This window comes from Streptomyces hokutonensis (genome assembly GCF_000376565.1).
GTDB lineage: Bacteria > Actinomycetota > Actinomycetes > Streptomycetales > Streptomycetaceae > Streptomyces > Streptomyces hokutonensis.
In genome coordinates, this window is the sequence record NZ_BARG01000044.1 from 51099 (window position 1) to 76308 (window position 25210).

Consider the following 25210-nt stretch of genomic DNA (forward strand, 5'->3'; position numbering starts at 1 on the left):
CCCGGCCTGCTTCAATTCACAAACTCCACAGTCACCTCCGCCCGCGCCGGGACCCGGACCTCCGTGATGCCTGCCGCCCCGTACGGTGTGCGGACTCATCCGACTGAGGGGCGCCGCTGCCCATGGTGCTGGTGTCGGCGGGCAGGCCCGCGGCCCGGCGCAGGCGCCAGACCAGGACGTCGCTGACGGACTCGGCCGTGCCCAGTTCCCGCCCTGCGGCGGCGTCGGCCAGGAGGCCGGCGGGATCGTGGCCGGCGGTTTCGGCATCGGTGAGGGTGGCGGCGAGCGCGTACCAGCCGGGCTCGGCGAGGATCTGTTCCGCCAGCTCAGGCAGTGCCTCGCGCAGGACCGTGGTCTGTCGCTGGATGAGTGGCCGCCCAAGGTGCCGGCCGCGCTGGTAGAGGGCGCCGAGCGGCTGGGCGGCGGCCAACTGGTAGGCGGCACGCAGATGTTCAGCGGCCTGGCGTGCGGCGGCGGCCTGCTGGGCGTGGCCCTTCTTCGCGTGCCAGTGGGCGGCGGCGGTGATGAGGAAGAACAGCATGTCGATCGCCATCGCGGTCGTCGCGCCGTCCTCGCCCCGGCCGAGGGCGGGGCCGCCGCGGACGAGGTCACGGGCAGCCCGGCGCAGCGCCCGGTCGTGCCCGCGTACGGCCCGGACATGGGAACGGGACGCACGCTCGAACACGAAGGCGGCCTCGCGCAGTTGGGCCCGGGTGTGGGCGGCGGACGTCTTGGCCAGGGCGTCCAGGACCTCACCTGCGGAGGCGATGTGGGCGGCGGCGACCGCGTCGTCGCCGTCCTCGATGACGAGCACGGCCTGCCACGCCGCTGCGGCCGTACGCCGACGGGCTACAGACGGTCCGCCCGGCGCCGTACGGTCCTTCGGACCGGCGGGTACGACGTCCTGGTCGTGGTGGCCGGCGGACCAGCGCTCCCGGATCCGGGGCAGGGACAGGTCCGGTGCCAGGCGCGCCCCGGGGTAGAAGACGGGCTCGCCGTCCTTGTTGCGGTCGTCGGGCAGCGCGACCTTGTAGCCGAGCAGGTCCCCGGAGGGCGCGAACCGCTTGCGGATCAACAGGCCGGCGGCGGCCAGCCGGTCGAAGAACTCCTCCTCGCCCGTCGCACCGGCCACCGCCCGCCGTACGCTCTCGCGCAGTTCCTCCCGCGCGGTGCGGTCGCGGCCCTGGCGCTCGGCCTTGTAGCGTTCGGCGCTGGTGGGCCGCTGGGCGGCGGTGCCGTCGCCGGGGGTGACCTGGTGGAGGCCGAGTTCCTTCTCGATGAGGCGACATTCGGCCTGGGCGCGTTTGCCGGAGCGGAAGTCGTCGGGTCGGGTGCCGTCCTCGCACACCAGGGTGGCCACGATGTGGATGTGATCGTCAGCGTGGCGTACGGCGGCCCAGCGGCAGCCGGGCTGCCCGTCGCCGGGATCGATGCCGGTAGCGGCCACGATCCGCCGGGCGATCTCACCCCATTCCTCGTCGGACAGGATCCGGTCGTCCGCGGTTGCGCGTACGGAGGTGTGCCAGACGTGCTTGGCCGGGCGGGCGTGCTTCGGCAGGGCCATCACGGGCTGGTCCAGGAGCTGCTGGAGATCTTTGAGGGTGGCGTTTGGGTGGCGGCTGGGGTCGGGGGACATGCCGTCGAAGGAGGCGACGAGATGGGGGTCGGTGTGGTCCTCGTACTTACCGGTGTCGTAGAGGTATTTGAGGAGACCGAAGGTCTTCGATCCGGTGTTGTTGACGCTGGGGATCACGCGGCACGCCGGTCGATCAGGCGGGCGGAGGCGTCGCGGACGCTCTCGGCCGCACGGTGGACCGCGTCGATCGCCGCTTCCAACTGGGGTGCTTCCGCACCGGAGTTGAGGGCCTTCACAGCCTGGTTGAGGTTGCTGCCGGCCCAGCCGAGCTTGCGGCGGCTGTCGAACAGCGCTGTGATCACTTCGCGTTCGTCGGCGATCTCGGCGCTCGTACGGTCGAGGTCACGGGCTGCGGCGAGCGCGGCGCGGGCGAGGAACCCGGCGACGGACAGGCTGCATCGGGCGGCAGCGGACGTGATCAGCGTGAACTCCTCTTCGTTGAAACGGGTGTTGGGCTGGTGCAGGCGTTTCGTGGCGCGCGGCTGACGCGGACGCTGACGAGCGCGGGCAGCGCGCTCACGGCGGCTGCGGCGCTCGGTTGGCTTCTCCTCCTGTCCCGGCTTCGATCCGCCCTCGGTCGAAGCCTCCTGGACCTGCGCCCCCCGGTGCAGGTCCTCCCCGTCCCCCTCGGGGGCGGGGTTGGCGGAAGCTACGCTTCCGCCCCAACTTGCTGTGCGACGTGAGGTCGCATTTTCCGAAGTGAGGTGGATTTCGTGGAGAGGTTCTGACAAAGGAATTTCCTCCGAATCAGTGTCTGGATTCGTCCCCGCGCTCACATGCGTCGCTGGTAACGGCGGGGTGTGAAGCTGAGCTTTCAAGCCCAAGGGCGTCTCGGCCATCGAGAGGCCACAGGCGAGGGGAAGACTGGACGGGCGAACACGTGTGAACCCCTGGTTAATGCCTCGGTATATGGAACCCCCGCGGATGGCTTGCTCTCAGCGGGGCAGGGCCCGGCGCTGCAAGGCGCCAGCGGCTTCCGGTGCAAGCAACACCGGAAGTGAGACACCGCCGGCCACGGGGTAGAGGGGGCGCCCACCCCAGTCGCGTCTTCGAAATGCGGAACACGGAAACCCTGACGGGGTCCGGAAGTAGTTCCGGTAAGCCGACCGCAAGGGAGGCCCAAGTCCCCGGCAGGAACAGGATGGTCCAAGAAGCCAAGGCCGGTCGGCCGAAAGGCCAGGGGAAAACCGGGCGGCGGCACTCTCCGCCCGCTGCCCGCCATAACCCGCCGGATACGGGCCCGTGTGGCCCGGCCCGAAAGGGCGCCCACGTGGACCAGGTGAGCCTTTGGAGCACCAAGGCAAGGCGACCGGAACCGACGGACAAGTTAGATACCGGAGGCGGACATGGGCACCATCAGGGCGGCTGCAGCCACCCGCCCGCCCGAGGGGAACGGACCCGAGGGCGGGGCCTCCGACTGGCACGGGATCCACTGGGCCAGATGTGAGCGCGACGTACGGCGGCTGAGGCAGCGGATCTTCAAGGCGACGCAGCACGGGGACCTGAAGAAGGTCCGCAATTTGCAGAAGCTCATGCTGAGAAGCCGCAGCAACACGCTGGTGAGCGTGAAGCGGGTGACCCAGCAGAGCCAGGGCCGCAAGACGGCGGGTATCGACGGGGAGACAGCCCTCACCCCAGCGGCGAGGGCGAGGTTGGTGGCAGAGTGCCACCGATCGTCCGCTCCGTGGAGGGCCCAGCCGGTCAGGCGGGTCTACATCCCCAAGGCCAACGGCAAGCAGCGCCCACTCGGGATCCCGGTCATTCGTGACCGGGTGCTCCAGGCACGCGTGAAGAACGCGCTGGAACCGGAGTGGGAGGCGCGGTTCGAGTCGCGATCCTATGGATTTCGTCCCGGTCGTAGCTGCCAGGATGCCATCGCTTCCATCTTGCAGACGGCGCGCGGCTCGCGAGCGAGGCGTCGTTGGGCGTTGGATGCGGATCTGGAAGGGGCCTTCGACCGCATCAGTCACGATCATCTGACGGCCATGCTCGGGCAGTTCCCCGCCAGGGACCTCGTCCGGGGTTGGCTGCGGGCGGGCGTGATGGATGCCGGGAGATGGGCGCCGAGTGTGGAGGGCACTCCACAAGGCGGCGTCATCAGCCCTTTGCTGCTGAACATTGCGCTGCACGGGATGGAACAGGCAGCGGGATTCCGCGCCGACGGGTATCGGACGCGTGCTCATCACGCGTCCGCCGGTGTGCCCGTGCTGGTCCGCTATGCCGACGACTTCGTGGTGCTCTGCCACGACGAGGAGGAGGCATACCGGGTCAAGGAGGAACTGGGTGTCTGGCTGGCGCCGCGAGGTCTGCGCTTCAACGAGGCGAAGACGAAGGTCGTTCACCTCGATGAGGGGTTCGACTTCCTGGGTTTCACGATCCAGCGGCACGGCGACAAGCTGAACATCAGGCCGAGTAAGGCGGCTTGCAACGCGCTGCGGAAACGGCTGCGGACGGATATGCGGACCTTGCGGGGTGCGCCTGCCCAAGCGGTCATTGTGAAGTTCAACCCGCTTGTGAGGGGTTGGACGGCGTATTACCGCAGTGCGGCGTCGCATCAAGTGTTCTGCTCGATGGACGCTTACATGTTCAAGCTGCTCTACAAGTGGGTGAAACGCGGTCACGAGAACCGTTCGGGGCTGTGGATAAAACGCCACTATTTCGGCAGGTTCAACAAGACCAGGCGCGACAACTGGGTGTTCGGCGACCACGCGAGTGGCGCCTACGTCCAGAAGTTCGCTTGGACACGCCATGTAATGCATCACCCCGTCAAAGGCGCGGCATCCCCGGATGATCCGGCCTTGACGGATTACTGGCAGAAGCGTCGCCGCAGCACAGCGCCACCGCCGATGGACAAGACGAGTCTGGTCCTGGCGGCCCGGCAGAAGGGCCTGTGCCCTCTCTGCGGGCGGGCGCTGATCGAAGGAGCGGAATACGAGCCGGACAATCTGCGGGAATGGATTGACTGGTTCGCCGCGACGAAGAAGATGCTGAACAAGCATCACTTCGCCTACCGCAGCAGCGGCGGCACGGATAGACGGACCAACCTCCGCCTCGTTCATGCCGATTGTCACCGTTCGTATCATGCAGACGACGGAAATCGGAACGTAAGTTGCCGTCCAGCAGAGCCCTCGCGGCTTGCTTGAGCCGGATGCGGTGAAAGTCGCACGTCCGGTTCTGAGGGGGCCGGGGACCAGAGATGGCCCCCGGCTACCCGACCGCCCCGAGACCGAGTTGGAGTCGGGAGCGGGTTCCGGGGTGGTGCCGTTCTGGGTGGGGTTCGTCATCGGATCTCGGGCCTCGTGGTGCGGGTGTGGTGCTGGATGGTCGCGGCCAGGGCGAGGACGTCGGCCGGTCCCATGAGGACGCGGACGGGACCGTGGGGCCGGTCCTGGACGAGCCACTGGCCAGTCGGCGCGAGGACGGCGGCGTGCAGGAGTCGCCGGCGGACCAGAACGTCCGCCCAGGCGCTGGCCTCGGCGGCCGTGGGCTCGGACGGGCGAGGAGGAAGCGGAATCACGGCGTACCTCTTAAGCAGGGCGGTGGCCCGGCAGGATGCCGGACCACCCTTTGAGGGATAGGGGCGTTGAGCTGGTGTTTTGTCGGTTCAGCCGCACTCGGGGCAGCGTCCGATGTGGCTGTTGAGGGCGCGGGCCATCCGCTTTTTCGTCGAGGTGGCCTGTTTCGCACTGGACTTCGCCGACGGCCTGCCCTCGTGCCGCTGGGAGTGGGCGAGCAGGTAGCCGATCTCCCGCTCGTATTCCTCACGGACCTTGTCGAACTGGTGGCAGGTCCTCATCGGGGCCTCCTGGGAGAGCGGGGCAGGTGCGCGAGAGCCGGGTCCGCGTACAAGTGGTTCTGGATGTCACTGAAGTGCTCGTTGCTGACCGCGATGCCGTGATCGCGCAGGCGTGTCGTGATGGCTCGGCGGGTCATCTGACCCGTTTCGAGGGCGGCCTGGCGGGCGAAGGCGACCTTCACTTCCCACGGGACCTCGCCGTCATGGTCCGCGGGGTCCGGGTGTGCGGCGGGCGCGGTGTCGTGGTCCCCGGTGGTCCGGGCGCTGTGCGGACCACCGGTGGGATCGCCCTCGCCGCCTTCCTCGTCCGGGTCTGCGGGCTGGTCCGCTGCGATTCCGGTCCGCCGGTGTTCAGGGGCGGGGGCCTGGTCCGCGGGCACGGAGTCCGCCGCCGGGTCTGCGGTCTGCGGGTCCTGGTCCGACGCTGACGGGTGGTCCAGCACCTGCATCTGGTCGGCAGGGCCGCCCCGGTCCGGGGCGGCGGGACGGGTCTCCTCGTCCGGACCGCCGGAGTGGTCTGTCCGCTCGTGGTCCGTCGGAGGTGATGCCTGGTCTGCCGACTGGCCTGCGGGTTTCCTGGTCCGCTCGACGGAGTCGGCCGATTGCGGACCAGGACCGGCGTCCCGGTCCGCGTGGTGCGGGCTGGTGGTGGTCCGCCTGACCGGGGTATCAGGGTGGTGGTCCGCGGGGGCGGCTTCGCCCGCCTGGTCCGTGGTCCGCGGGTCGCGGTCCGTCCCCTGCCGACCACTGCCGGGAGCGTCCCCGTCCTGGTCCGCAGACTGGTCCGTGCGTTCCGCCGCGATGCCAGTCCGCTGGTCCGGAGTGCCAGCGCGGAGGCCGGGAGCCGCGGACCGCGTCGGCTGGCCCGTGGTCTGAGGGTGGTCCGGTACGGTCCGCCGGTCCCCGACGGCGCTACGGCACGCAGGATCCGGATCGGCTTGGTCTGCCGGACCGCGAGTGTTGTCGCTGCGGTGCCCCGGGTCCATGACGGTCCGCTTCGAGGGGACGGCCTCGATGGTGTCGAAGGGCCGGGGGGCGAGGGCGTCGGGGCGGTCCGCGTTGACCGTGGCACCGAGGTGGACGGCGAGGGCCGCGGCGAGCGGTGGAACGGCCGACACCCCGATCACCAGGTAGGAGCTGGCCTCCAGGTGCCTGGTCGACACCAGGTGGCCGATGGAGTTCAGCAGGACGGACACGCCGACCGTGATGAGGGTCAGGACGCGGCCGAGGGCCTGGCCGGCGCCTCCCGCGAGCCAGGCGACGCCGGCGACGAGCGCAAGGACATCGACGCTCACCGGAAGTGACCACGCGAGAATTTCGCCCCAGCCCACGGCGCGACCGAGGTCGGAGAGGGTGGTGGCACTCGCGGCCATGGCAACGACAGCGACCAGCGTGGCCCCAGTGACGATGAGAGCTCGCTGGGCCGTGGTGGGGCCCCGCTTGGAGCCTTCCGCGGAGGGAGGGACGCCGAGAAGAGTGGGGGCCACACTCCGTTCGGCAACGGCCGGAGCGGTGTGCGCGGCGGCAAGGTGGGTCATGCGGCCTTTCCGAGAGGGGCGGGCGCCGGAGTCGACGCTGCCGGGCGGACTGCCGGCTGCTGGGTGCCGGGTGCCGTGGGCGCGGGGCTGCCTGAGGCCGGGGTAGTCTTCTTCCGCTTCTTCTTGGGCCTGGGCACGCCGTAGGTGCGGTCGCGGTCGAACACCTTGTTGGCCGCCTGCCGGAGCAGGTCACGGGCGTGCTTGTGGCTGATCTGCAGCGCGGCGGCGAGCCGGGCGGGCCGCCAGCCGCGCACGTAGGCGTGATCGACGACGATCTGCCGCTCGGCCTCGGTCAGATGCACGTCGCGACCCTGGAAGAAGGCGATCACGCGCCGGTAGTCGAGGCGCTGGGGGAGTCCGTCGTGCCAGGGGCGCCGTTCGACTTCGGTGAGGCCACCCCAGATGCCCTCCTTGAGGACGTTCTCCAGGGCGAAGTCGAGGCAGTCGCGGCGTACCGGGCACCAGCCGCACAGCTCCTTCGCCTCCGCGATCTCTTCGTGGTCCCGAGGGCCGGGGAAGAACACGGCTTCGGCATCCTCGACATCCATGCCGTAGCACGCCCCGCGGGTGTGCCAGCTGGTGTCCCCGATGCCGCGCAGGCCGGTTGCTGGCGCGTCGTGGGTGGTGATGTGGCGCAAGACGATCTCCGATGTGCTGCCGCGTCGCCCGCCCGGGGCGGTGCATGCCGGGCGCGGCGTCGGGTGCCGGCTGCGGCGCGAGGGGGCGCGCCGCAGCCGGGGCGGGACAGTGACATGGGGGGGCGGTGCGTCGGACGGGATGCACGCGCCGGATGCGCCGGTCAGGCCATGGCGGGCTGCTGGGCCTGCAGGGCGGCGGCGAGGTCGAGGCGGCCGGGGTGTGGGGTGGCGCGCGGGGCGGTACCGCGTACCCCGTCGTCGGGACCGATCCGGCGGCGACGACACGGTTCGCCGGGCTGGGCCTTGCACCACTCGCAGCGCACGCTCAGGGCGTCGGGCCGGCCCTGGGCGATGGCCGCCTCGCGCGCTGCCCGGGCGGGACGGTAGGGCGCGAGGGCGGCCCGGGCAGCTGGCGGTATGCACGAGCCGACCTCACCCAGCATCGCCTCCAGCCTCGGGTCGGTCCCGTCGCGACCGCTGGTGATAGCCCGTGCCTGCGCGGGCTCCGCGATGCCTGCCGCGACGGCGCGGCGCATGCCGACCAGCTCGGCGGTCCAGGCCGCCGGGTCGTCCGGGTCGACGGACGGCGTCGGGTCCGAGTGCCGGGCCAGGCGGTTTCGCCGGTAGCTCTCCCACGGGCGGACGACGTCCGCGGGCAGGATCTGGTAGGGCGAGGTGCGGATGTGCTGGCGGGCGGCGATGCGTGCGTCCCAGCCGTGCGGCGTTGCCATCGGCACGTCGTCCAGCAGCTCGTGCCACTGGGCGAGCTGGTCGCGCACCTCGCCTTGGTCGGTGCGGATGGTGCGGGGGTCGAGTCGGCCGATGTAGGCCAGCAGGGCGGCGGTTTCGCGGCGGTCCACGGTCAGCCCTCCGTTCCGGTCGGCTCGTCGAGGGCGGCACGCAGGGCCGCGGTATGGGCTTCGGCCCGGGTCATGCCGCCCCGCGCCTTGGGGCTTTGGCCGGGGACGGCGTAGAGGTTCGGGCGGTGGGGGGCGTGCTCTCGGGCGATCCAGGAGCGCCAGTCGGCAGCCCAGGCTTCCGCCGGCCTCGGCTTGAGACCGGCGCGGTGGGCACGCCACTTCGTGTCGGCGGCTTGCAGGCCCTGTTCGCCGAGGCGGTCGAGGTGTCCCTGCTGGCGGGCCCAGGTGTGGGTGGCTGGGTCGACCTGCCACTCGGCAGCCGAGGTGACGGCGGCACCACCACTGCTGTACCTACGGTTCAAATCAGGTTCACTACGGTTCTGTGTGCCGGTTTCCGGTACATCGCTGTGCCGGTTTCCGGTACGTCGAGGTGCCTGTTTCCGTCGGGACCTGCCGGTTTCCGGTACTGCCGGTTTCCGAACCTTCGCAGGGGATTCCGGTACCTCACGCGGGCGGATTCCGCACCGGCGCAGGGCCGAGATCCGGAGTGCCGGGGCGGCGTCGGACACCGCCTCCGACATCTCCGCGGAGCCCTCCTCGTCCTCAGCCCTCGCTGCCAGAGCCTTGGCGGCGAGAGGGAGGCGGTAGACCGTGCTGCGCTGCGGGCCGGTGAGGTCGTCGAGCTGCTCCAGCTCACCGGCGTGGACCAGGCGATCGATGGCTTCGCGCACCGTGGAGACGGACGCGTTCGTGCGCGTGGCCAGGCTGGAGAGCGAGGCCCAGGAGACGCACTGCTCGTCGGCCACCCGGTCGGCGATCGACAGCAGGACCAGGCGGGCTGCTCCCTTGCCCGTGCTGTGTTCCCACACCCACTCGCGGGCATCGCTGCTCATCGGCCGCTCCCGTAGGGGAAGGCCGACCTGCGGTGCGCCGAGACTGCGGTCGGAGCGTGCTTCGCCACGGTGAGGGAGAGCACCGAGGCGGAGGTGGCTGCCGCGCAGGCCGGGCGGTCGGCCTTTTTGCGCGGGGCAGGAGGCATGCAAGAATCCCCTTTGCAGTACTGCCACGCTGACGTACCCCGTGCAAAGGGATCAGCGTGGTGAAGGTGGGTATCTCCGCAACGGCCTCTGGCCGAGGCGGGTGTGCCGTCCGGCGTCCGGCGTCCGGGAGTTACAGCTCTCGGACGCCGCCGCTGTATGGAGAGCGGTGCCGGTGGGGCGCTACGTGATGTGCTCCTCGCGTTCGTGGTGCTGGGCGCGGTGCCCCCAGGGGGACGACGAACATACGCACGGACCCGCTTCAAGATCCAGAGTTGGTTCTAAACCTCTGTAGTAGTTGCAGAGCGTGCTGCATGAAGACGTTTCGGTAGTCGTCGATCGGCGCAGAGGCGGGCCATGGCACTGCCTCCGGGCGGCTTTGCCGGCAGGCAGGAGCCAGGGAATCGCCGCCGGTTCAATGCGCCGGCCGCATGCCGCCTCGACGCCCCGAAGCCCTACGGTCGAAGCGCGGGCCTCAGGGGGGCCACTCGACCACGATGAATTGCCGGACGTGGCCCTCGCCTTTCTGGCGGGCGGCACGTGCGACAGAACTCCCTCCGTCGAGGCACGGTGAGTACCTCTTCGCGCCTTGGGTCCGCGCTGGCGGGGAGGTCGTACGGCGACGCCGGCGGTGCTCGGGGCGAGGAGGGTCAGTGCCCCATGGAGATGCCGCCGTCGACCGGTACCACGGCGCCGGTGATGTAGGCGGCGTCCTCACTGGCCAGGAAGGCGATGGCCGCGGCGATCTCCTCCGGGTTCCCGATGCGGCGCAGCGGGACGTCACTGATGATCTTCTCGACGCGCTCCTTGGGTAGCGCTGCGGCCATGGCCGTGTCGGTCAAACCCGGAGCCACGATGTTCACGGTGATCCCGCGCGAGCCGATCTCCCTGGCCAGCGAGCGACCGAAGCCGATCAGGCCCGCCTTCGAAGCCGCGTAGTTGGTCTGGCCAGCCTCGCCCTTGAGTGCGACAGCCGAGGACACCAGGATGATCCGGCCGCGCTTGGCCTTCAGCATGCCGCGCACAGCCCGTTTGGCGAGCCGGTAGGAGGCTGTGAGGTTGGTGTCCAGAACTGCGGCGAAGTCCTCTTCCGACATGAACGGCAGCAAGTTGTCCCGGGCGATGCCGGCGTTGACTACCAGAACCTCGACCGGACCCTGGTCGGCCTCGACCTCCTTGAAGGCGCTCTCGACCTGTTCGGGGTCGGTGATGTCGCAGTGCACCGGCATGGCGCCGAGGAAAGCGAGGTCGGGATCGATGCCGCCTGTGCGGTAGGTGAAGGCGACGGAGTCGCCGCGGTGGGCGAATGCGCGGACCGCGGCGTGCCCGATTCCACGGTTTCCGCCGGTGACCAGAACAGAGCGCGACATGAAGATCCCTTACACGAGTCAGCTGGACCAGTAGGCCGTAGCGAAGATCTCCTCGCCGCGGCGGTGCCAGTGACAGTAGGGCGTCACTGTGGGATTCAAAGGAACGCAAAGGTTGTGCTTATCCTGGGAGTGGAAACTGACACTTTCCACTGCCGGGCGATGGTGCTTTGCGTTCCAAATGCTGGACGGGGTGTATGGCGTCAACTCCCTTGAATGCGGGCCGTGATGTGCTGAATGGCCGGCCAAGGCGGGGGCTCGCGAATTCGCCGGTAATGTGATCTGGGTCTCAGTGCATGTTGTTATGTGACCGTTATCAAAGGAGTGGTATGCAGACCCTGATCATCACGCGCATTCTCAAGCAAGCGCGGGCACGCCGTAACGGATCGGACATCCCCGGCTTTGAGGCGGCTTTCGGGACGCCCCGGGCCGCCGGGATCACGCAGCTCCAGACGGCCCACCTGGTTGGCGTCAGCCGCTACTGGTACGGCAGTCTGGAGGGCGGGCGCCCCGGCAACTTCAGCGACGCGTTCCTGCACGCCGTGCGCAGGGTCCTCGATCTGACTGACGAAGAGTGGGAGATCGTGTACCGCGTCATCCGCGGTCGTGCCCCCGCGGTGGCCCCCGTCAGTGACCTCGGACCTCTGCTCCCTGATGCGTTCCGCGCCTTTGTTGAGGAGAGCCGTACCTGGGCCGTCTACCTCAATGATCACCGCTGGGACGTTCTGGCCTACAACGCCAAGACCCTGGAACTCTTCCCGTGGATGCAGTACGGCCTCAACGTCATGGAATGGGCCCTCACTTGGCCCGAGGCGCGCACTCAGCTCGTCAACTGGGAAGAGGAGTGGGCCAAGCCCATGACGGCCCAGTTGCGTGTGCACGCAGAGCAGTGGCGCACCGACGACCGTCTGCGGGCCGTGATCGAAACCGTGAGGGCGGACCCGGCTGCACGCAAGCTCTGGGATGCTCCCGACCTTCCCGCCATCACCCACCCCACATCGGAACAGCCGCGCCGCCTCTACCTGGCGGGCCGCGGGGGGCAGGAATTCTCCATCCGCTTCATCGCGGGAACACCCGACGAACTTCCCTCGTACCGCCTCATGGTCGTCACGCCCGCGGAGGCCGTATCGAGCAACTAGGTATCGCGCTCCATGGGCTTGATTCTTGCCGGAATACTGATTGGCGGCCACGGAACATCGCGCACCTCGCTCGCGGCGGGTCGCATACGTCTCACGTCAGAAAGCCGTCAACTCCGTCCTGAATCTGATCGAAAGACACTCCTGTCGAAGGAAAATGACGGGGAATCAGTCTGATCGGAGGCGCACTGCGGGCCCGGCTGCAGGGGCCATTGGATCTCGCGCCGAACTCCCGGCACCTCTTACCTATTTCAGCGCCCTGCCCGTCAAGTCGCTCTGCATTTGGGGGCACATGCGGATAGCGAGGAGTCGAACCGTGGCTCACCTGGCGCAGGCGTGCCTCCACGTGACGCACCGGCTCGTGTCCGAGTCACGGTATCCGGGCCAGGGCCAAGAACTGATCGGCGGCACGCATCCAGGCCGCCTCGCCATCGTCCCCGTCGTATCCGGACGCGAGTTCGTCGAGAATCGCCGCCCCCTGTACGTATCGGCCCACGGCAAGATCGAGCCACACCAGGCTGAGCCGGTCGTCCGCGATGGGATCGCGCAAGGCGGCCACCGTGTAAGCCGCCCACGCGGCCTTCGCGAGATCGTCCGTACGCGTCGGGAAGCTCACGCCGATTGCCCTCAGTGAGGCATTCGTGCGTTGCACAGCACCCTCCGACGCCGCGTCACCGAGGGCTCGGGGTAGTGCCGTCTGCAAGGCCATGAAGTCGGGCTCGGTCAGCTCGTGCCACGAACACCAGTGTGTCCGTACCGACTCACCTTCGTCGAGGGACATGTGGCCCGGCGCACAACCGTGGGCGAGAAACAGGTGCGCGTGCTCGGTGCTGACCGCCCGCGCGGTGGCCACCATGCCCAGCGGATAGAGCCACGTGGCCCGCAGCCCGGTTTCTTCGGCCAGTTCGCGGAGAGCGGCGTCGGCGGGTTCCTCGCCGTCTTCGACGAGACCACCGGGAAGATCAGTGATCTCCGCGTCGTGCAGGTAGTGGTGCTGGGTGACCATGGCGACCTGCCCGCGGTGCACGGCAAGGACTCGTACGGAATCCGGCACGGCCACGTGCGGATAGTCCACGGTGACGTCGTCGGGCCGCTGCGCTTGATCAACTCTCAGCTCGACGCTGTTTCGGGGACCACCGGCGTAGAGGAGTCGGCTGCTCTTCCGGCGCCATCTACCGTCGTTGTTCATGCTCGGACTCTACTGGCTGGTCGGGGCTGACCGATCTGTCGTGGTTTTCCGCCGCGGGTACGGTGAGAGCCAAGTCGCTGTCCAGGAAGGGAAGTTATGACACAGCCAGAGGGCCGCCGTACGTACGCTGCCGTCCAGGCATACAACTGGGCGCGGGTGGCCGGCGGTGTGAAGAGTGCGGTGAAGGAGCGGGAGTCTGCCCGGCAAGTCAGCAACACAGATCCCGGCGCCGTTACCGAGTGGCAGCGGTGGCTGCTGGACCACCTCGATTCGGAGAACGTGGACGTGCAGCAGGCGACCTGAACCCGCCCGACACCTCACTCAGTCAACGGGCAATGAGGTGAAGCAACGCGGACGGTCCCATCAGGCTCCCTCCTGCATCCATGGGCAATGCCGCGGTCTTGGAGCGCCATGGTCGTCGCGAGTACGCAACGTTGTCTCACCAGAGTGCCGATCGGCGTCAGCACCTGCGGCCCCGCGGCCGAGGCCCACGGTGGCGTGTACAGGGGCTCTAGGCGGGCTCGCTCAGCCGCTGCCCGAGCCGTGCTCCGATCGTGCGGGACAGCTGCCAGATCAGGACCGCCTTGTCGTCTTCGCCCAGCGCGAGGACGTCGCGGAGGACACCGTTGAGGGCGGGCTCGTCTCTGCGGCGCAGGGCGTCAACGCCAGTTTGGATCAGGCGGGCCGTGTGCATCTGCGGGTGCGGCGTGCCCGGTTCCATCATGGTCGTGGGCAGGCCACTGAGGGCTTCGACCTCAACGATCCGCCCGCCCCCGGTCATCAGTACGGAGCCGATCTGGAGCCATAGCGCGCTCACCCATTCCCAGACGTCGGGGCTACTGCCGACGAGCGTGGCGGTACGTTCACGGGCGGTCTCGTACTGCCCGGCGGCGACCGCGGCGATGATCCAGCCGGCCGGGGACAGGATCCGCTCGCGGGAAGGGACGCTGAACATCGCGGGGTTGGCACACGCCCGGTGCAGCCCGACGCTTTCCCGCAGCCACTCTATGCCGCCCGCCGAATCCAGCACACCCCGCACGCCCACGGCCAAGCCGTAGAACAGGGCGGTCATTTCCGCATCGTCGAGTTCGGCGAACAGTCGCGCGCACGCGTTGCGCAAACCTGCCATGTCGCCGGCGCCCGACGCGTTCACCATCGCGGTGGCGTGCGGCAGCCACGCCGTATGCGGGTCCTGCTCGCGGACGTGCTGGAACGCCGATTCCCCGGACGGCCACGCCAGGGAGATGAGATCCGCCCAGACCACGAGAACGGAGGCGACGCGGTTGTTCCCGTCCAGGTCGTCGAGCAGGGACTGGCTCTCCTCGTCCCGGCCTTCGGCCAGTGACGAGCTCAACGCCTCGGTGACGTCGGCGAGTTCACAGAACGGCTCGATCAGTAGAAGCACCCATTCACCCTAGCGGGCTGACGTGCTCACAAAACGGGGCGTTCTTCGTGTGAGTTGTGACCGCTTGCTGGCGAAGCTTGACCGATACGGATAGTTATCGCGGGCCACCTGTTGCTGCGCCACCGGTGGGATGGTCGCCGTGGCGTGTCGGTCTCGATGCCTGCTGGCTCGCCCCAACTATCGTTCGGTGAAAGCGTGTTGCTGTCGGCTGAGCGTACCTGTGACTCCCCCGCACGAGTAGGGCGGCCCAGGGGTTCCGGCAAGTCGCGACGGCGCAGGGCCGCCACGTACCGGCGTTGGCAGTAGCCTCCTTCCGCTCGTACGGTAGCGGCCATGACCAAGACCCCGGACCAGCGCAGGGTGAGCGAGATCGCCCGGTCGCTCAACCGCTACGAGTGGGCACCTGTGGCGGCCGAAGTAGCCTGCGGGGCAGCGTTCTTTCAGTTGCTTCGGGGTCTGGAGGAGACGGAACGTCCCAAGTTCCCGAGGGAGAGGGGAGTGGGGCGCTGGACGATGCGTCTGCACACGGAGAACGTCCTCGTCCTGGAGGAGCAAGTGGTTTTGCTGCAGGAGGAGTTCTTGCCCGTATGGCGTTCCCGTGTGCCCAGCGGGTCACCCATGACCGAGCTGATCGACCTCTATGTCCGCGGTGCGCAGCCGGTGGTGCAGCACGCGTCGGCCGTCCGGGCAGCCTGGGAAGGTGCGACCCTGCCTGAGCCAGCGAGCGACGACATCGTACGGCAGGTCCGCTACTCGGGTGCGTCGGCCGACGAGGCTGCGGCCCGGCTGCGGTACGACATCGCCGCCCGCTGGGAGAACGAGCCGGATCGGCGCTCGCTGTGGGCGGCGATGGAACCGGCATGGAACTTCCTCGGGGGCGTGCGGTCCACCACGATGGCCGCCGTGAGCGGAGACGTGGAGTACTGACCGTTCCCTCAAGGCCGTTCTGGGCGTGACTGGTTGTGATCGAGTGCTCGGTTTGACGGATGAGCGCTTGAGTTGGCGGCGTTCCTCGGTAGAGTGTGCGCGAAGGCGGCCATCTGCGGGATGGGCCGGTTCACCACCGGAGTCGTCACTGTGCGGGAGATACCGGTTCGAGCCCGGTCCGTGGACCATTCGATCCACCAGTAGCTCAATGGCAGAGCGCCCGCTCCTAACGAATGGCCGCTCGGCCTGCACGCAGTTCGTCCAGTGTCATCCCCAACGGTCGGTAATACGTGGTGGCGTGCCCTTGTAGCCGTTGCAGGGCGCGCTCCTGGCCGGGACGGCGTTTGTTGTTCTCGTCCAACAGCGTTCTGCCCGGCGTCATGCTGTTGAAGCGCCTGCGTCCGTGCTGCGAACCATCCCGGTAGTCGTAGGCGATGACTTGAGCCCACTGCTCCCGTGTGAGCAACTGCCCGATGCGTGCGTTGATCTCGCCGGCCGACTCCTTCGTCACCGCAAGCGTGGCCATGACCTCAGGCCAACGGAGGTCCGGCAGTGCACCGACCTTCGCATAGGTGAACGGCCGCCCGGCCAGATTCTCCCAGCGCGTCTTCGCGGGCTGAGGAAGCCGACTCCACACCTTGACCAGGGGGTCGTCGACCTTGCCGGCGCCGTGCATGATGGTGTTCCGCAGCTTGACGCAGAACTTCATGAGATGGTCCGCTGTTGTCTCCGGCTCGTCGAATCGGACCGTCTTCGCCAGGTCTGGCACAGGCCACCATTCAGGGTCTTTGTTGTGTGGTGCGATGAGGCCCGGGAAGCGCTGGCACTCGATGACCGTGCGGACGCACAACTCGATGTGCAGGGCAACGACTTGCGGTATGGCCAGGAATGCCATGTCTTCCGTCGCGGTCCTGAAGATCTGTTGCGCGTCTGTAGATGTCACGTCCAGCCGCTCGGCGTGCGCCACCCCGGCGAGTACTACGCCCGCTGTGTGAGTGGACCGGGCCATCTCTTTCTCTGCGAGGCCGGCGCCGATAGCCAGTGCCACGATGCTGTTGTTTGACCGCTTTTGCATCGCCTGCCACGTCCGGAACGCGGGGTACTGGATCAACACGGTTTCCCTTCACAGCAGTTGACCTGTCTGGACAGGGTAGATGTCAGGGGAAGGGCTTCCGCTCCTGGAGGCTCTTGCCCGACGCATCGTTATGGCGAGCCCGCCAACGAGTGTGCTCCGTCGCACCGGTCATGCACGTGGGCATCGGCTGGGAATGTGTGCGGTGCTGTGTGTGCTGGCCAGGCCGGTCGTGAGGTGGAGCCAGGTAGGCCGGTCGGGGGCTTCGGGAGTCTCGCGTCCGGCGGAACCTGGTTCGGGTCCGCAACCGAATACGCCGAGGCAGCATGATGTGGGTCGGTCCAGCTCACCTGGGCGTACCGTCGCAGCGGACCCCGGAGTGCCAGGACACTGTTCTCGTCCTGAACGTTGAAGTCGCACGCGACCTGGGTACTCGGAGACGCTGGGCACCGGGCACAGGTTGGCTTCGTGGATGGGCGGGGGAGACGAACTCGCTGGCCCGGATCAGCGGAACAAGGGGTCCCAGGGATCGAAGGGCTCGAAGTAACCCTGCGATACGGTGCGCCCCCAATCCCCTCGGGTGTCGATGCCGGCGTCGTGGACGGTGAGGTGCCGCTGCGCCCCGGGGAGGAGCGCGGTCAACTCCGTGGGCGGCTGGGGCGGTTGGAGGGGAGCGCGGTCGCCGGGCGGGAGGCTGGCGCGGGTCTGTGCGGTCCACCAGCGCATCCACGTGTAGAGCACGGACGGGTACAGCTCCGCAGGCCCTGGCCGGTGGCTACGGATCTCTACGGCGTATCCCGTGGGCTCTTCCAGGTGCCGTCCGCTGTTGTCGCGGATCCACACGAGGGCGCTGCACGGGGTCGTGACGGCGCCGATCACCAACGCCCCGTAGCCGTAGCGTGCCACGGCATCGTGGAAGGTGCTCTGTGCCTGATGGGCTTCCTGGTCGCGGGCGTCCGCGACGACCACCGAGGCGCTCGACGCCCACAACTGATCCGATGCGGGGGCCAGCAGATGCACGTACCGCTGCTCCTTCTCCTCGAACGACGGTCGTGGCGCGCTCACCCTCACCTGGACCCGGAGCATGGGACTTGCGGTGATGACGTGGCTGTCCACACTGCCCGGCATCACGATGCACTCCGCAAGATTCACCGTAGTTCCCTCCGCGTCCGTACCTCAGCTGGTAGCAGAGTTTCACGACGCCCCTGAGTTCCGAAAGGCAACCATCAGGATCTGGGGGCGCCGATGACTCCACCGGGTGGGACGGCCCGGCGCGGTGGCTGCGTCCTCCAGTGTCCGGTGCCGTTGTGTTGCCGCTATCCCGACTGGCCCGGGGGCTGCGGTTGAGGCTTATGAGGTCGTGGCCTGCGGGAGGTTGCGGATCGCGGCGAGCAGGGCAAGAACTCCGGCGTCGTCGGTGTTCCGTGTGGCACGGATCAGGCCGAGGACCTGCCGGGCGACGGAGTCATCGTCCCGGTCGCCGCGGTGACGGGCCCAGTGGAGCAGAGTCTGCGCGTACAGCGTCATCAGCCGGTCGTCGAGCGGGCCCGCGATCGGGGCGGGACGGCGCAGATCGGTGAGTACGGACAGGGTGGCGTCGGGGATCTCGCCGACGGACGCGATCCAGTGCAGGGCGAAGCCGGCCGCGACGAAGTCGGGGGTGACCGGCGGCGCCACGCTCACCCGGATCCGTGCCAGCCGAGTCGCGTCCTGGTGGACGACGGCCTCCAGGTAGTCGACGGCCTGCAGCAGTTCATCGCGGTTCACTGCGTTCCTCCCCGGACGATGTGCCGGGCCGAGCCGAGCATCAGCAGGGTCTGCTCGTGGTCGCCGGGAGGCGCTCCGGCCATCAGCTGCAGCCAACCCAGCAGCACCAGGCCCAGGTCTTGGGCTTCGGTGTCCGTCGGGTTGTCGGCGGCCCACGCGCGCAGAGCCATCTGGATCAGCACCGACGCCTGCGCTCCGCGGTCGTCGGCCATTGACTCCTCGGCCGCGTGGCGCTCGGCCTCGCTCATGGTCGCGCTGATCTGGAATGCCTGGCTCAAGAGCACGGGGATCAACTCGTCGGCCGCGGCGGCGATCGTGGAGGCGAACTGGCCTGGCGCGGCCAGGATCTCCGCGCTGGCCGCGGCTTTCTGCGGGTCCTTCACGAGGACGGCTTCGAGGTAGTCGAACATCGCCGACCACTGAGCCGGGGACATCGTCACCGATGCCTCCACGCATGACCCAGCAGCGGCATGAAAGTGATCCCCACCCGTATTCCCTTTCTCCGGAACGCAGTCGATGCGACAGCTCACCGAACGCTATCGGCGAGCGCGTCCCCACGGCCACCGAAGATCTCGCCCACCTGCGAAGCGGCTGCGTCTCTGTCCCGGCAACGACTCGGTGACGGCGCCCACTTCGGCCTGAACGGCTTAGCTCGCAATCCGATACTGGTTGCGGCAGAACTCTCCGCGGGTGCCTGGGTGATCCGCCGCTTTAACGAGAGGAAGCCGTGCACAGCAACGACGCACGGGTTGGCTCGTCATCGTGTGAGGGGGGCGAGTGGTTGCCGGCCCGGGCGCCGCAGATGGCCGGTCGAGCGGGGAGGGATTGCCTCGCCCTGTCGCGGTCGAGGTGCCTTCCGCTGGTCCGAACGTCAGGAAGGCGGTGTCGTAGGACATCGTGCTGGGCACGAGTGTGGCCATGGAGCCCGGCACGGGCGCGGGTTCACGCGGTAGCCTCGACCGGTTGGCGAACCCGCAGAGCCCGGCGCCTCGTTGACCTTTCCTCCGACCTGCTTGGAGTCGCTGCATGACGGTGGTCCTGCCTCCACGGACGCTGCCCGACGAGATGGCCTACCTCCTGCCCGCCGCGGCGCCGGACGTGTGGCGGGCCGCTGTGGCACGCGCCGCCCAGCTGCTTGCACCCACCTGGGATGAGCGCCCCGGCAACATCGGGGCACTCTCCTTCATTCTGCTCACGCTGTCGGTCGAGTGTGAGCAGCACCCGCAGTCCGTCCCCCTGTCCGTCACGGTCGAGAACCTGCGTGCCCAGGGCGGAGAACCGGAGGGGCTGAGCCGGCGGATCGAGGCGGCGGGAGTGAGCGCCGGCGTCCTGGGCGGGGGCGACGGTCCCGGCCCGTTGGACACCCTGTGGAGGGGCCTGAGCAGCTGGCTGGAGGCGCCGGGCGAGCCGATGGGCGACGCACCGGGACACCCCCCGGTGCTGTGGGCGGCCGTGCGCGGGCTGCACGACGTGATCAGCCCCCTGGAAGAAGCCGCTATCCGGCAGACGCCGGTACCGCTGCCCTCCCTCACAACCCTGAACGTCCTGGTCGGCGCCTACGTCCAGATCGTCGCTGCCCGCGCCATCCAACCGGTCACATGCGACACCTGCGCCGGGCGCAAGGGCGGGGTACTGCGGGTGGACGGCCCCGCGGTCACCTTCGTGTGCGCCGAGGGACACACCACCGCCCACCACCGGCTGGAGGTCCGGCGCGTACGCAACGCCCTCGCATACGCCGGAGTGCCCATCGATGCTGCGGTGGCCGTCGAGGGCAACTTCCCCGTCACCAGCAGCGCCTACGACGAACGAGCCGACCCGCGCCACCTGTCCCGCTTTACCACTGGCATGCTGGCGTGAGCCACCGAGCGACGATCACAGGCGACGGCGTCACCGCCCGGACACCCCCGAGCTGAGTACTCGCCCGGACGCAGGGCCGCTGCCCGGTATCGCGCCCGACGAGGCACATTGCGGTCAGGAGCGGGCGGTCACGGGCGGCGGCAGCTCGTCCGGGGCAGGCAGGTGGGTCCGCCGCAACCGGGCCACCCACGGGGGAAGGTCCTCGGAGCCCAGCGTGTACAGGCTCTGCTCGCGGCGTGGCTCGATGACCTGGCCCGTCTCGTCCGCGTGCACGGTCGTGGCGTGAGTGGCGCAGGCCCACCACTCTGCGGCGAGCCATGTGCCGTAGAGGGTGTGCGCGGCGGCGTAGCGGTATTCGATGGTGAGTTGTTCCACGCGCAGCAGCTGGTCGTCCGGGGCAGTGTACTGGGACAGGATGTTGGCCGGACGCCAGCGGGTATAGGGGTGATGGCCTTCGGCGAAGCGCACCGTGACGTGTTTGACCATCTCCACGGTCCGGGCCTCGTCGGGACCGGACCAGGACTCCTCCCAGGACACGTCGACTCCGGCGGTCTGGACGTTGTCGTTGTCCAGCCGGAAGCGGCCGTAGGACGGATCGTCCTCGGGACGGTAGGTGACGACCAGCCGCTCGTAGCGGTCGGACGGATGGTCACGCGTCGGACCCTGCACGTGCACCGCGGCGAGATGCGGGACCCGGCTTGCCCAGGTGTTGAAGATCCACTTGCCCAGCTGCCAGGCGCCGCAGTCCTGCGTCAGCGTGTCGTTCAGCGTGTTCAGGTTGTGCAGGTGCAGGTACGCGTCGATCCAGGCGTCGAACTCGGCGAACGCGGTGTGCACCGTGACCGACTCGTCGGCGGTCAGGTTGTCGGCGGCGACTATCTCCAGCCGCACCGTCCACCGGTGCTGGTGGGGCGGGTGGCACATGTGCCAGGACGGCAGAGTCGGCCGGGTATGGACCGCGTCGAAGTCGGCTTCCCGGGTCAATGTCATCATCAGCAGCTTCTCCCCGCACCCGTCGGCCAGCTCGCCTGAACGAGCCGCCGCAGGGGCCGTGTTGCGGGCATCTGGGGGGTACGGCTCGTCAACTCCCTTGCTCCAGACGGTAGACGATCAGCTGGCGCCGTGGTGACCGGACACCGGAGGTTTCCCGATGCTGATGGCGGGCCGCAGGAGTAACGAAAGGCGCCACTGGAGAGTACTCCGGCGGCGGATCAGTGCCCGGAGCGCATTGATGCGGTGCAAGAGGCCGATCCAGGAGGCCGGGTCCGGCTTCCTCAGAGAGGCTGGTCTTGCGCGGTAACGGTCAATCCCTCTATCCCGGCGCAGAAGCGGGGGTTGCTGACCGCGGTCGGATGCGTGATGCCCAGCACCGGCGCAGCCTGCGCGAGTGCCGTATACGTGATCCCGGCCTCGTCGAGCCGACGGTAGAACACCACTGTCGGGAGGAGTGCGGTCACGCTGTCCGCCAGCACGGTCATGGCCGCAGTCGCGGACATGACCACACGGCGCCGCTCGTCGGCCGGGACGTCCAGCATGAGCGCCCGCCACGGAATGTCGTACGGCGCCGGTGGGGCAGGCCAGTGCACAGATCCCGGCGCCGGGTGCTCTGTGGCGGTGCGGGTCCAGCGCCACAGTTCACATCGTGCCCTGTCCAGATCGAGATCGCCGAGGACGCTATTGGATTGGACCACCAGGGACAGGCGGAGGTTTTCGGCAATGGCTGTCGTCAGCAGACCGCGGTCGACGGCGGGATCGACCTGTCCGAAGTCCCCGCGCAGCTCGGGGTGTTGGTGCTGCCAGCGTTCAATGGCCCGCGCCCACTCGAAGCATTCTGCGAGCGGGTGCTGCCCGTGTGCCGCGACATACTTCTCGGTGTGCTCGGCGAGGTTGTGCCGCACCCATTCCTCAAGCGTCGTCGTCACGATCGTAGCCACCCTCCCTGGACGAGCATCACGGGACAGTCTGCCCGTCATAACAGACCTAGTACCAGATCAGCATGCTGCCGCTGTCATCGCATGCCGGACTTGGCCGGAAGGCTGGGCGCAGTCCGACCTCGTCCTGACGGAGCCGTCCCCCGGTCACGGGAGCCGTCTCAGATCTGGAATGCACAAGCGGGTCCTGCCGGACATCGCAGTGCTCCTAGGACGTAAGCCACTTGATCAGCCGCGCGAACTGCTCGTCCCGAGCAGCCGTCTCATCGAGGTTGATCGCCGCCGCGCGCCGAGCGAGTTCTGCCCAGGGGAGCCTCGGCGCGTGGGAAGGAGCGGCCAAGCCCAGCCACTTCTCGATCCGGGGGACCACGATGATGATCTCGTGGTCGTGGCCGTCGAGCTGCTCGGCCCTCGGAATGGTGGTCCGCACTCCGTCGGAGTCGGCGACGACGAGGACCGTTCCGGGGTTCACCTGAGCCGCGGCTGCCGCAACCCGTGCGAGACCCTCGATACCGTTTGCCTCGATGAAGTTCAAGCTGCGCACGGTGTCACCTCTGTCGCGCAGTGCCTTGGCGACGCCGCCGATGATGACCGTGTCCGACTGGCCCTCCACGACGATGGTCAGCGGCGGCTTCGGCACGGTGGGCGGCGGGGCGACCGCGGCCTTGTAGGGGACGAAGACTTCGCCGGTTTCGGCCGCCTCCCGGAGCTTGAATTCGAGTACTTCGGCGAAGGACAGGTTAGCGGCGTACTCCACGTCGCTTCTGTCGAACAGGATGACGTTGAGATCCTTGCCGACGCGCAGCGCGTCGACGGCCTCGCTGCTGTAACCGGACATGGAGACGAACACGCCGATGGTGCCGACGAGTTTGCCGTCCACCTTCCCCTTGAACTGGTAGAGCGCTGACGCAGGCACCGTGGAGTCCGTCGCCCACCACTTGGCCTCCAGGAGGTAGTAGCGGCCCCCGTACCGGAAGGACCCGTCCACCTCCTCGCCCCCTGGCCGGAAGGACGCGCGGGGCGCGAGGTTGTCCCGGGACAGCAGCTTGACCAGCCACTTCTCGAACCTGCGTCCGCGGTCCTGAGGAGTGAGGCCATCCCGTAGAGCATCGAGCTCGTCCAGCTCCCGGCGCAGGTCCACGCGATCGGTCCTCCGGCTCGAAGTGGGGTGAGGCGCCTACTGCGCGGCGCGCTGGGAGGCGAGGGGGTAGTTGAGCAGGGCGAAGCGGGCCAGGGAGCGGACCTGTTCGAAGGTCCGCAATTCGACTAGGTCGTCCAAGGCGAACCAGTCGGCACATTGATCACCTCGTACTCCTCTCCCCGTTGCACCGGGCCACCCGCACCGGTTGGGCGGATGTCCTTGTTGTGTCAGGGACGCCGTCAGCGTCCGGCTGCGGCATTGGGCCCCAGAGCGGCGGCGAGCACCGGCTGCCAGCGGTCATCTCCGCTCGGCGTCGGGGGCAGGATGATCGTGCGGATCCCCAGCGCCTCGCCGCCCCGGTCGGCTTCCGGATTGTCGCCCACCATCAGCGCGTGGCGAGGCTCTACCCCCAGCCGCTCGCAGGCCATGGTGAAAATGACCCGGCCAGGCTTCCTCGCGGCGACGTCGTAGGACATCACGCAGTCCGAGATCCAGCGCAGCAGGTCGTGCCGGTGCAGGACCGGCCGGAGGTCCCAGCCGATGTTGCTGACCACCGTCAGCCGCACCCCGGCCCTGTGCAGCCTCACCATCGCCCGGAGCGCGGCCGGGTCGATCCGCCATCCGTCGGCGCTCATCGACCTGCGGTACAGCGCCCCGGCGGCATCCGGCCAGGGCAGCCCGGCCTCGTCCAGGAGGCGGTAGTACACGCCCTGGTGGGCTTTCGGGTCCAGATCCCGCCGCCACCACGCCGCGAGGTCGTGCGCGGAGAGGTCTGCGGGCCGGCGACCGCCTGGCAGGCCCGCGGCCTCCGCGCGGCGCACCCAGGCGTGGCGTTCTTGTACCGGAGGCGAGATCCCGGCCTCCTCCAGGGCGCCGGAGAGCCATTCCTCAGTGCTTTCCAGGTGTGCCACCGTTCCTGCCCAGTCCAGCAGCACAGCCTGGGTAGGAACGGGACCCGCCGGGGCGGAGGTCGGCTCCGTCGTTACCTCGCGGGCCGCCTGCGCGTGGACATACGCGTAGCGCGCGGTGACCCGCGCCACATCGGCCTCGGCCGGCGAGTGCTCCAGTACCGCCATGTCCGCAGCGGCGGCCTCCCGTTCGGCGTCGAGCCGCTGCCTGCCCGCAGCATCGGCTTCGTTCGCGTGGAACAGGCTGCGTACGAGGGCGTGTCCTGCGTCTGACCTCGCCCGGTCAACGAGGATCATCGCCTCGGCTTGGCTTGCGAGGGTCACGGGCGGCCGGCCAGCGGAAGCGAAGCGAGGCTCTCCCAGGTGATGGTCTTCTCCGTTGCGTTGGCGGTGACGTCGACGAGTTCGATGGATTCGATCCGCAGGGGTGCGTGGCTGGGGCGGACGCGCCGGACGCGCCGGTGGATCTGGTGGAAGTGATCCAGGCTGACCTCGGCGGTGGCATACGACTCGGTGAGGTGGAGCACGCCGGTGTCGTACGTGGTGGCCTCGGGTCCACGCACGAGTTCGAAAGCGCGTGTGGTGGCGGCCCGTAGTTTGTGGAGCGGTTCGTCCGGGCCGAGATCAAAAATCAGCCCCGAAGTGTAAGGGAGAGGGCTGCCGACCGTGATGGTGAAGGGGGCGATGGCCTTCATCTGGTCGGTCAGCGCGGTGACGAGGGCCTGCCGCTCGTCTTCCGGGATCTCGGAGGCGGGCTTTTGGCTCAGTTGGTAGAGCGTGATGTGGAACCACTCGTCGCCGACGTGGGTGAGCGGGTCGTCCCTGGTTGCCTCACGGACACCCCGGATGAGTTCGGAGAGCTCCGGTTGGCGTTCAAGGTCAACGGCGACGTACGCGTGCAGCAGGGACGTCGTGCTCTCCGCATTCCAGCGGTCTTTGCCCTGCTGGAAGGTGAACGGCTTCATAACGACTCAACGTACCCATCTGACCTCGAAGTCCGCTGCT

General features: G+C 68.6%; 26 protein-coding genes. 5 read left to right on the top strand and 21 right to left on the bottom strand.

The genetic code is table 11. The features are described from left to right. Window positions 1-31: 31 nt before the first annotated feature. The gene (locus SSP08S_RS26410) at window positions 32-1753 is read right to left on the bottom strand and encodes a relaxase/mobilization nuclease domain-containing protein (RefSeq protein ID WP_019070645.1); all 1722 of its coding nucleotides are present in this window, start codon (window positions 1751-1753) and stop codon (window positions 32-34) included. After that, window positions 1750-2412 (bottom strand): hypothetical protein, encoded by a 663-nt coding sequence (locus tag SSP08S_RS63600; RefSeq protein WP_245607956.1) that lies wholly within the window; start codon window positions 2410-2412, stop codon window positions 1750-1752. Before SSP08S_RS63600 ends, SSP08S_RS26410 begins: the two co-directional genes overlap by 4 nt. A 570-nt stretch (window positions 2413-2982) precedes the next feature. Between SSP08S_RS63600 and ltrA the strand changes: the two genes are divergently transcribed. After that, entirely contained in the window at window positions 2983-4779 is a 1797-nt protein-coding gene (gene ltrA / locus SSP08S_RS55935; protein WP_019070647.1) for a group II intron reverse transcriptase/maturase, read from the top strand. A 137-nt stretch (window positions 4780-4916) separates the two neighbouring features. On the opposite strand, the gene SSP08S_RS26425 is transcribed toward ltrA, so the two are convergent. The 8 genes from SSP08S_RS26425 to fabG all read right to left on the bottom strand — a co-directional run bounded on the left by SSP08S_RS26425 (window position 4917) and on the right by fabG (window position 10875). Further along, the gene (locus SSP08S_RS26425; RefSeq protein ID WP_019070648.1) at window positions 4917-5153 is read right to left on the bottom strand and encodes a hypothetical protein; all 237 of its coding nucleotides are present in this window, start codon (window positions 5151-5153) and stop codon (window positions 4917-4919) included. Between the two features lie 87 nt (window positions 5154-5240). Next, window positions 5241-5432: a hypothetical protein gene (locus SSP08S_RS26430; RefSeq protein ID WP_019070649.1), complete on the bottom strand. Its 192-nt coding sequence runs from the start codon at window positions 5430-5432 to the stop codon at window positions 5241-5243. After that, window positions 5429-6970: a DUF2637 domain-containing protein gene (locus tag SSP08S_RS58270; RefSeq protein ID WP_078532523.1), complete on the bottom strand. Its 1542-nt coding sequence runs from the start codon at window positions 6968-6970 to the stop codon at window positions 5429-5431. Before SSP08S_RS58270 ends, SSP08S_RS26430 begins: the two co-directional genes overlap by 4 nt. Continuing rightward, window positions 6967-7608, bottom strand: coding sequence for a WhiB family transcriptional regulator (locus SSP08S_RS26440; protein ID WP_019070650.1), 642 nt, complete (start codon window positions 7606-7608; stop codon window positions 6967-6969). Before SSP08S_RS26440 ends, SSP08S_RS58270 begins: the two co-directional genes overlap by 4 nt. A 161-nt stretch (window positions 7609-7769) precedes the next feature. Continuing rightward, entirely contained in the window at window positions 7770-8468 is a 699-nt protein-coding gene (locus SSP08S_RS26445) for a zinc finger domain-containing protein (RefSeq protein ID WP_019070651.1), read from the bottom strand. Between the two features lie 2 nt (window positions 8469-8470). Further along, window positions 8471-9361 carry a helix-turn-helix domain-containing protein gene (locus SSP08S_RS26450; protein ID WP_019070652.1) on the bottom strand — a complete coding sequence of 297 codons (891 nt, stop codon included), beginning with the start codon at window positions 9359-9361 and terminating at the stop codon, window positions 8471-8473. Next, entirely contained in the window at window positions 9358-9507 is a 150-nt protein-coding gene (locus SSP08S_RS61880) for a hypothetical protein (RefSeq protein WP_158697210.1), read from the bottom strand. The genes SSP08S_RS26450 and SSP08S_RS61880 overlap by 4 nt, the downstream gene beginning before the upstream one ends. Before the next feature lie 648 nt (window positions 9508-10155). Then, on the bottom strand, window positions 10156-10875 hold the full coding sequence (gene fabG, locus SSP08S_RS26455) for a 3-oxoacyl-ACP reductase FabG (RefSeq protein ID WP_019070653.1): 720 nt from the start codon (window positions 10873-10875) through the stop codon (window positions 10156-10158). A gap of 326 nt (window positions 10876-11201) precedes the next feature. Between fabG and SSP08S_RS26460 the strand changes: the two genes are divergently transcribed. Beyond that, window positions 11202-12011, top strand: coding sequence for an MmyB family transcriptional regulator (locus tag SSP08S_RS26460; protein WP_019070654.1), 810 nt, complete (start codon window positions 11202-11204; stop codon window positions 12009-12011). Between the two features lie 367 nt (window positions 12012-12378). Here SSP08S_RS26460 and SSP08S_RS26465 read toward each other — a convergent pair whose 3' ends face one another. Then, a complete protein-coding gene (locus SSP08S_RS26465) occupies window positions 12379-13197 on the bottom strand; it encodes an NUDIX domain-containing protein (protein WP_043259706.1) in 819 nt (272 codons plus the stop codon). 96 nt (window positions 13198-13293) lie between these two features. On the opposite strand from SSP08S_RS26465, the gene SSP08S_RS26470 reads away from it, so the two are divergent. Further along, window positions 13294-13500: a hypothetical protein gene (locus SSP08S_RS26470; RefSeq protein WP_019070656.1), complete on the top strand. Its 207-nt coding sequence runs from the start codon at window positions 13294-13296 to the stop codon at window positions 13498-13500. 208 nt (window positions 13501-13708) lie between these two features. On the opposite strand, the gene SSP08S_RS26475 is transcribed toward SSP08S_RS26470, so the two are convergent. Further along, entirely contained in the window at window positions 13709-14602 is an 894-nt protein-coding gene (locus SSP08S_RS26475) for a hypothetical protein (RefSeq protein ID WP_019070657.1), read from the bottom strand. 333 nt (window positions 14603-14935) lie between these two features. On the opposite strand from SSP08S_RS26475, the gene SSP08S_RS26480 reads away from it, so the two are divergent. Beyond that, window positions 14936-15529, top strand: coding sequence for a hypothetical protein (locus SSP08S_RS26480; RefSeq protein ID WP_019070658.1), 594 nt, complete (start codon window positions 14936-14938; stop codon window positions 15527-15529). A gap of 226 nt (window positions 15530-15755) precedes the next feature. Here SSP08S_RS26480 and SSP08S_RS26485 read toward each other — a convergent pair whose 3' ends face one another. The 4 genes from SSP08S_RS26485 to SSP08S_RS26500 all read right to left on the bottom strand — a co-directional run bounded on the left by SSP08S_RS26485 (window position 15756) and on the right by SSP08S_RS26500 (window position 18808). Continuing rightward, window positions 15756-16640 (bottom strand): hypothetical protein, encoded by an 885-nt coding sequence (locus SSP08S_RS26485; RefSeq protein ID WP_158697211.1) that lies wholly within the window; start codon window positions 16638-16640, stop codon window positions 15756-15758. Between the two features lie 465 nt (window positions 16641-17105). Beyond that, window positions 17106-17753 (bottom strand): hypothetical protein, encoded by a 648-nt coding sequence (locus SSP08S_RS26490; protein ID WP_019070660.1) that lies wholly within the window; start codon window positions 17751-17753, stop codon window positions 17106-17108. 198 nt (window positions 17754-17951) lie between these two features. Continuing rightward, window positions 17952-18368, bottom strand: a complete 417-nt coding sequence (locus SSP08S_RS26495; RefSeq protein ID WP_019070661.1) for a hypothetical protein — start codon at window positions 18366-18368, stop codon at window positions 17952-17954. Further along, window positions 18365-18808 carry a hypothetical protein gene (locus SSP08S_RS26500; RefSeq protein ID WP_019070662.1) on the bottom strand — a complete coding sequence of 148 codons (444 nt, stop codon included), beginning with the start codon at window positions 18806-18808 and terminating at the stop codon, window positions 18365-18367. Before SSP08S_RS26500 ends, SSP08S_RS26495 begins: the two co-directional genes overlap by 4 nt. 586 nt (window positions 18809-19394) lie before the next feature. Here SSP08S_RS26500 and SSP08S_RS26505 point away from each other — a divergent pair. Then, window positions 19395-20225: a hypothetical protein gene (locus tag SSP08S_RS26505; RefSeq protein WP_019070663.1), complete on the top strand. Its 831-nt coding sequence runs from the start codon at window positions 19395-19397 to the stop codon at window positions 20223-20225. A gap of 114 nt (window positions 20226-20339) precedes the next feature. Here the strand turns inward: SSP08S_RS26505 and SSP08S_RS58275 are convergent, their stop codons facing one another. From SSP08S_RS58275 to SSP08S_RS26535, 5 genes are all read right to left on the bottom strand, one after another. Further along, window positions 20340-21218, bottom strand: a complete 879-nt coding sequence (locus tag SSP08S_RS58275) for a 6-carboxytetrahydropterin synthase (protein WP_019070664.1) — start codon at window positions 21216-21218, stop codon at window positions 20340-20342. 281 nt (window positions 21219-21499) lie between these two features. Beyond that, the gene (locus SSP08S_RS26515; protein WP_158697212.1) at window positions 21500-22147 is read right to left on the bottom strand and encodes a hypothetical protein; all 648 of its coding nucleotides are present in this window, start codon (window positions 22145-22147) and stop codon (window positions 21500-21502) included. Between the two features lie 217 nt (window positions 22148-22364). Further along, window positions 22365-23297 (bottom strand): restriction endonuclease, encoded by a 933-nt coding sequence (locus SSP08S_RS58280; protein WP_019070666.1) that lies wholly within the window; start codon window positions 23295-23297, stop codon window positions 22365-22367. A gap of 239 nt (window positions 23298-23536) precedes the next feature. Further along, on the bottom strand, window positions 23537-24502 hold the full coding sequence (locus SSP08S_RS58285; RefSeq protein ID WP_158697213.1) for an HAD family hydrolase: 966 nt from the start codon (window positions 24500-24502) through the stop codon (window positions 23537-23539). Between the two features lie 23 nt (window positions 24503-24525). Next, window positions 24526-25170, bottom strand: coding sequence for a 2'-5' RNA ligase family protein (locus SSP08S_RS26535; protein ID WP_019070669.1), 645 nt, complete (start codon window positions 25168-25170; stop codon window positions 24526-24528). Window positions 25171-25210: the final 40 nt, after the last annotated feature.

Coding starts and splice junctions, on each gene's coding strand:
- ltrA (WP_019070647.1), top strand. CDS start 2,983: ATGGGCACCATCAGGGCGGCTGCAGCCACCCGCCCGCCCGAGGGGAAC.
- SSP08S_RS26430 (WP_019070649.1), bottom strand. CDS start 5,432: ATGAGGACCTGCCACCAGTTCGACAAGGTCCGTGAGGAATACGAGCGG.
- SSP08S_RS58270 (WP_078532523.1), bottom strand. CDS start 6,970: ATGACCCACCTTGCCGCCGCGCACACCGCTCCGGCCGTTGCCGAACGG.
- SSP08S_RS26450 (WP_019070652.1), bottom strand. CDS start 9,361: ATGAGCAGCGATGCCCGCGAGTGGGTGTGGGAACACAGCACGGGCAAG.
- SSP08S_RS61880 (WP_158697210.1), bottom strand. CDS start 9,507: ATGCCTCCTGCCCCGCGCAAAAAGGCCGACCGCCCGGCCTGCGCGGCA.
- fabG (WP_019070653.1), bottom strand. CDS start 10,875: ATGTCGCGCTCTGTTCTGGTCACCGGCGGAAACCGTGGAATCGGGCAC.
- SSP08S_RS26460 (WP_019070654.1), top strand. CDS start 11,202: ATGCAGACCCTGATCATCACGCGCATTCTCAAGCAAGCGCGGGCACGC.
- SSP08S_RS26465 (WP_043259706.1), bottom strand. CDS start 13,197: ATGAACAACGACGGTAGATGGCGCCGGAAGAGCAGCCGACTCCTCTAC.
- SSP08S_RS26470 (WP_019070656.1), top strand. CDS start 13,294: ATGACACAGCCAGAGGGCCGCCGTACGTACGCTGCCGTCCAGGCATAC.
- SSP08S_RS26480 (WP_019070658.1), top strand. CDS start 14,936: ATGACCAAGACCCCGGACCAGCGCAGGGTGAGCGAGATCGCCCGGTCG.
- SSP08S_RS26505 (WP_019070663.1), top strand. CDS start 19,395: ATGACGGTGGTCCTGCCTCCACGGACGCTGCCCGACGAGATGGCCTAC.
- SSP08S_RS58275 (WP_019070664.1), bottom strand. CDS start 21,218: ATGATGACATTGACCCGGGAAGCCGACTTCGACGCGGTCCATACCCGG.
- SSP08S_RS58285 (WP_158697213.1), bottom strand. CDS start 24,502: ATGATCCTCGTTGACCGGGCGAGGTCAGACGCAGGACACGCCCTCGTA.
- SSP08S_RS26535 (WP_019070669.1), bottom strand. CDS start 25,170: ATGAAGCCGTTCACCTTCCAGCAGGGCAAAGACCGCTGGAATGCGGAG.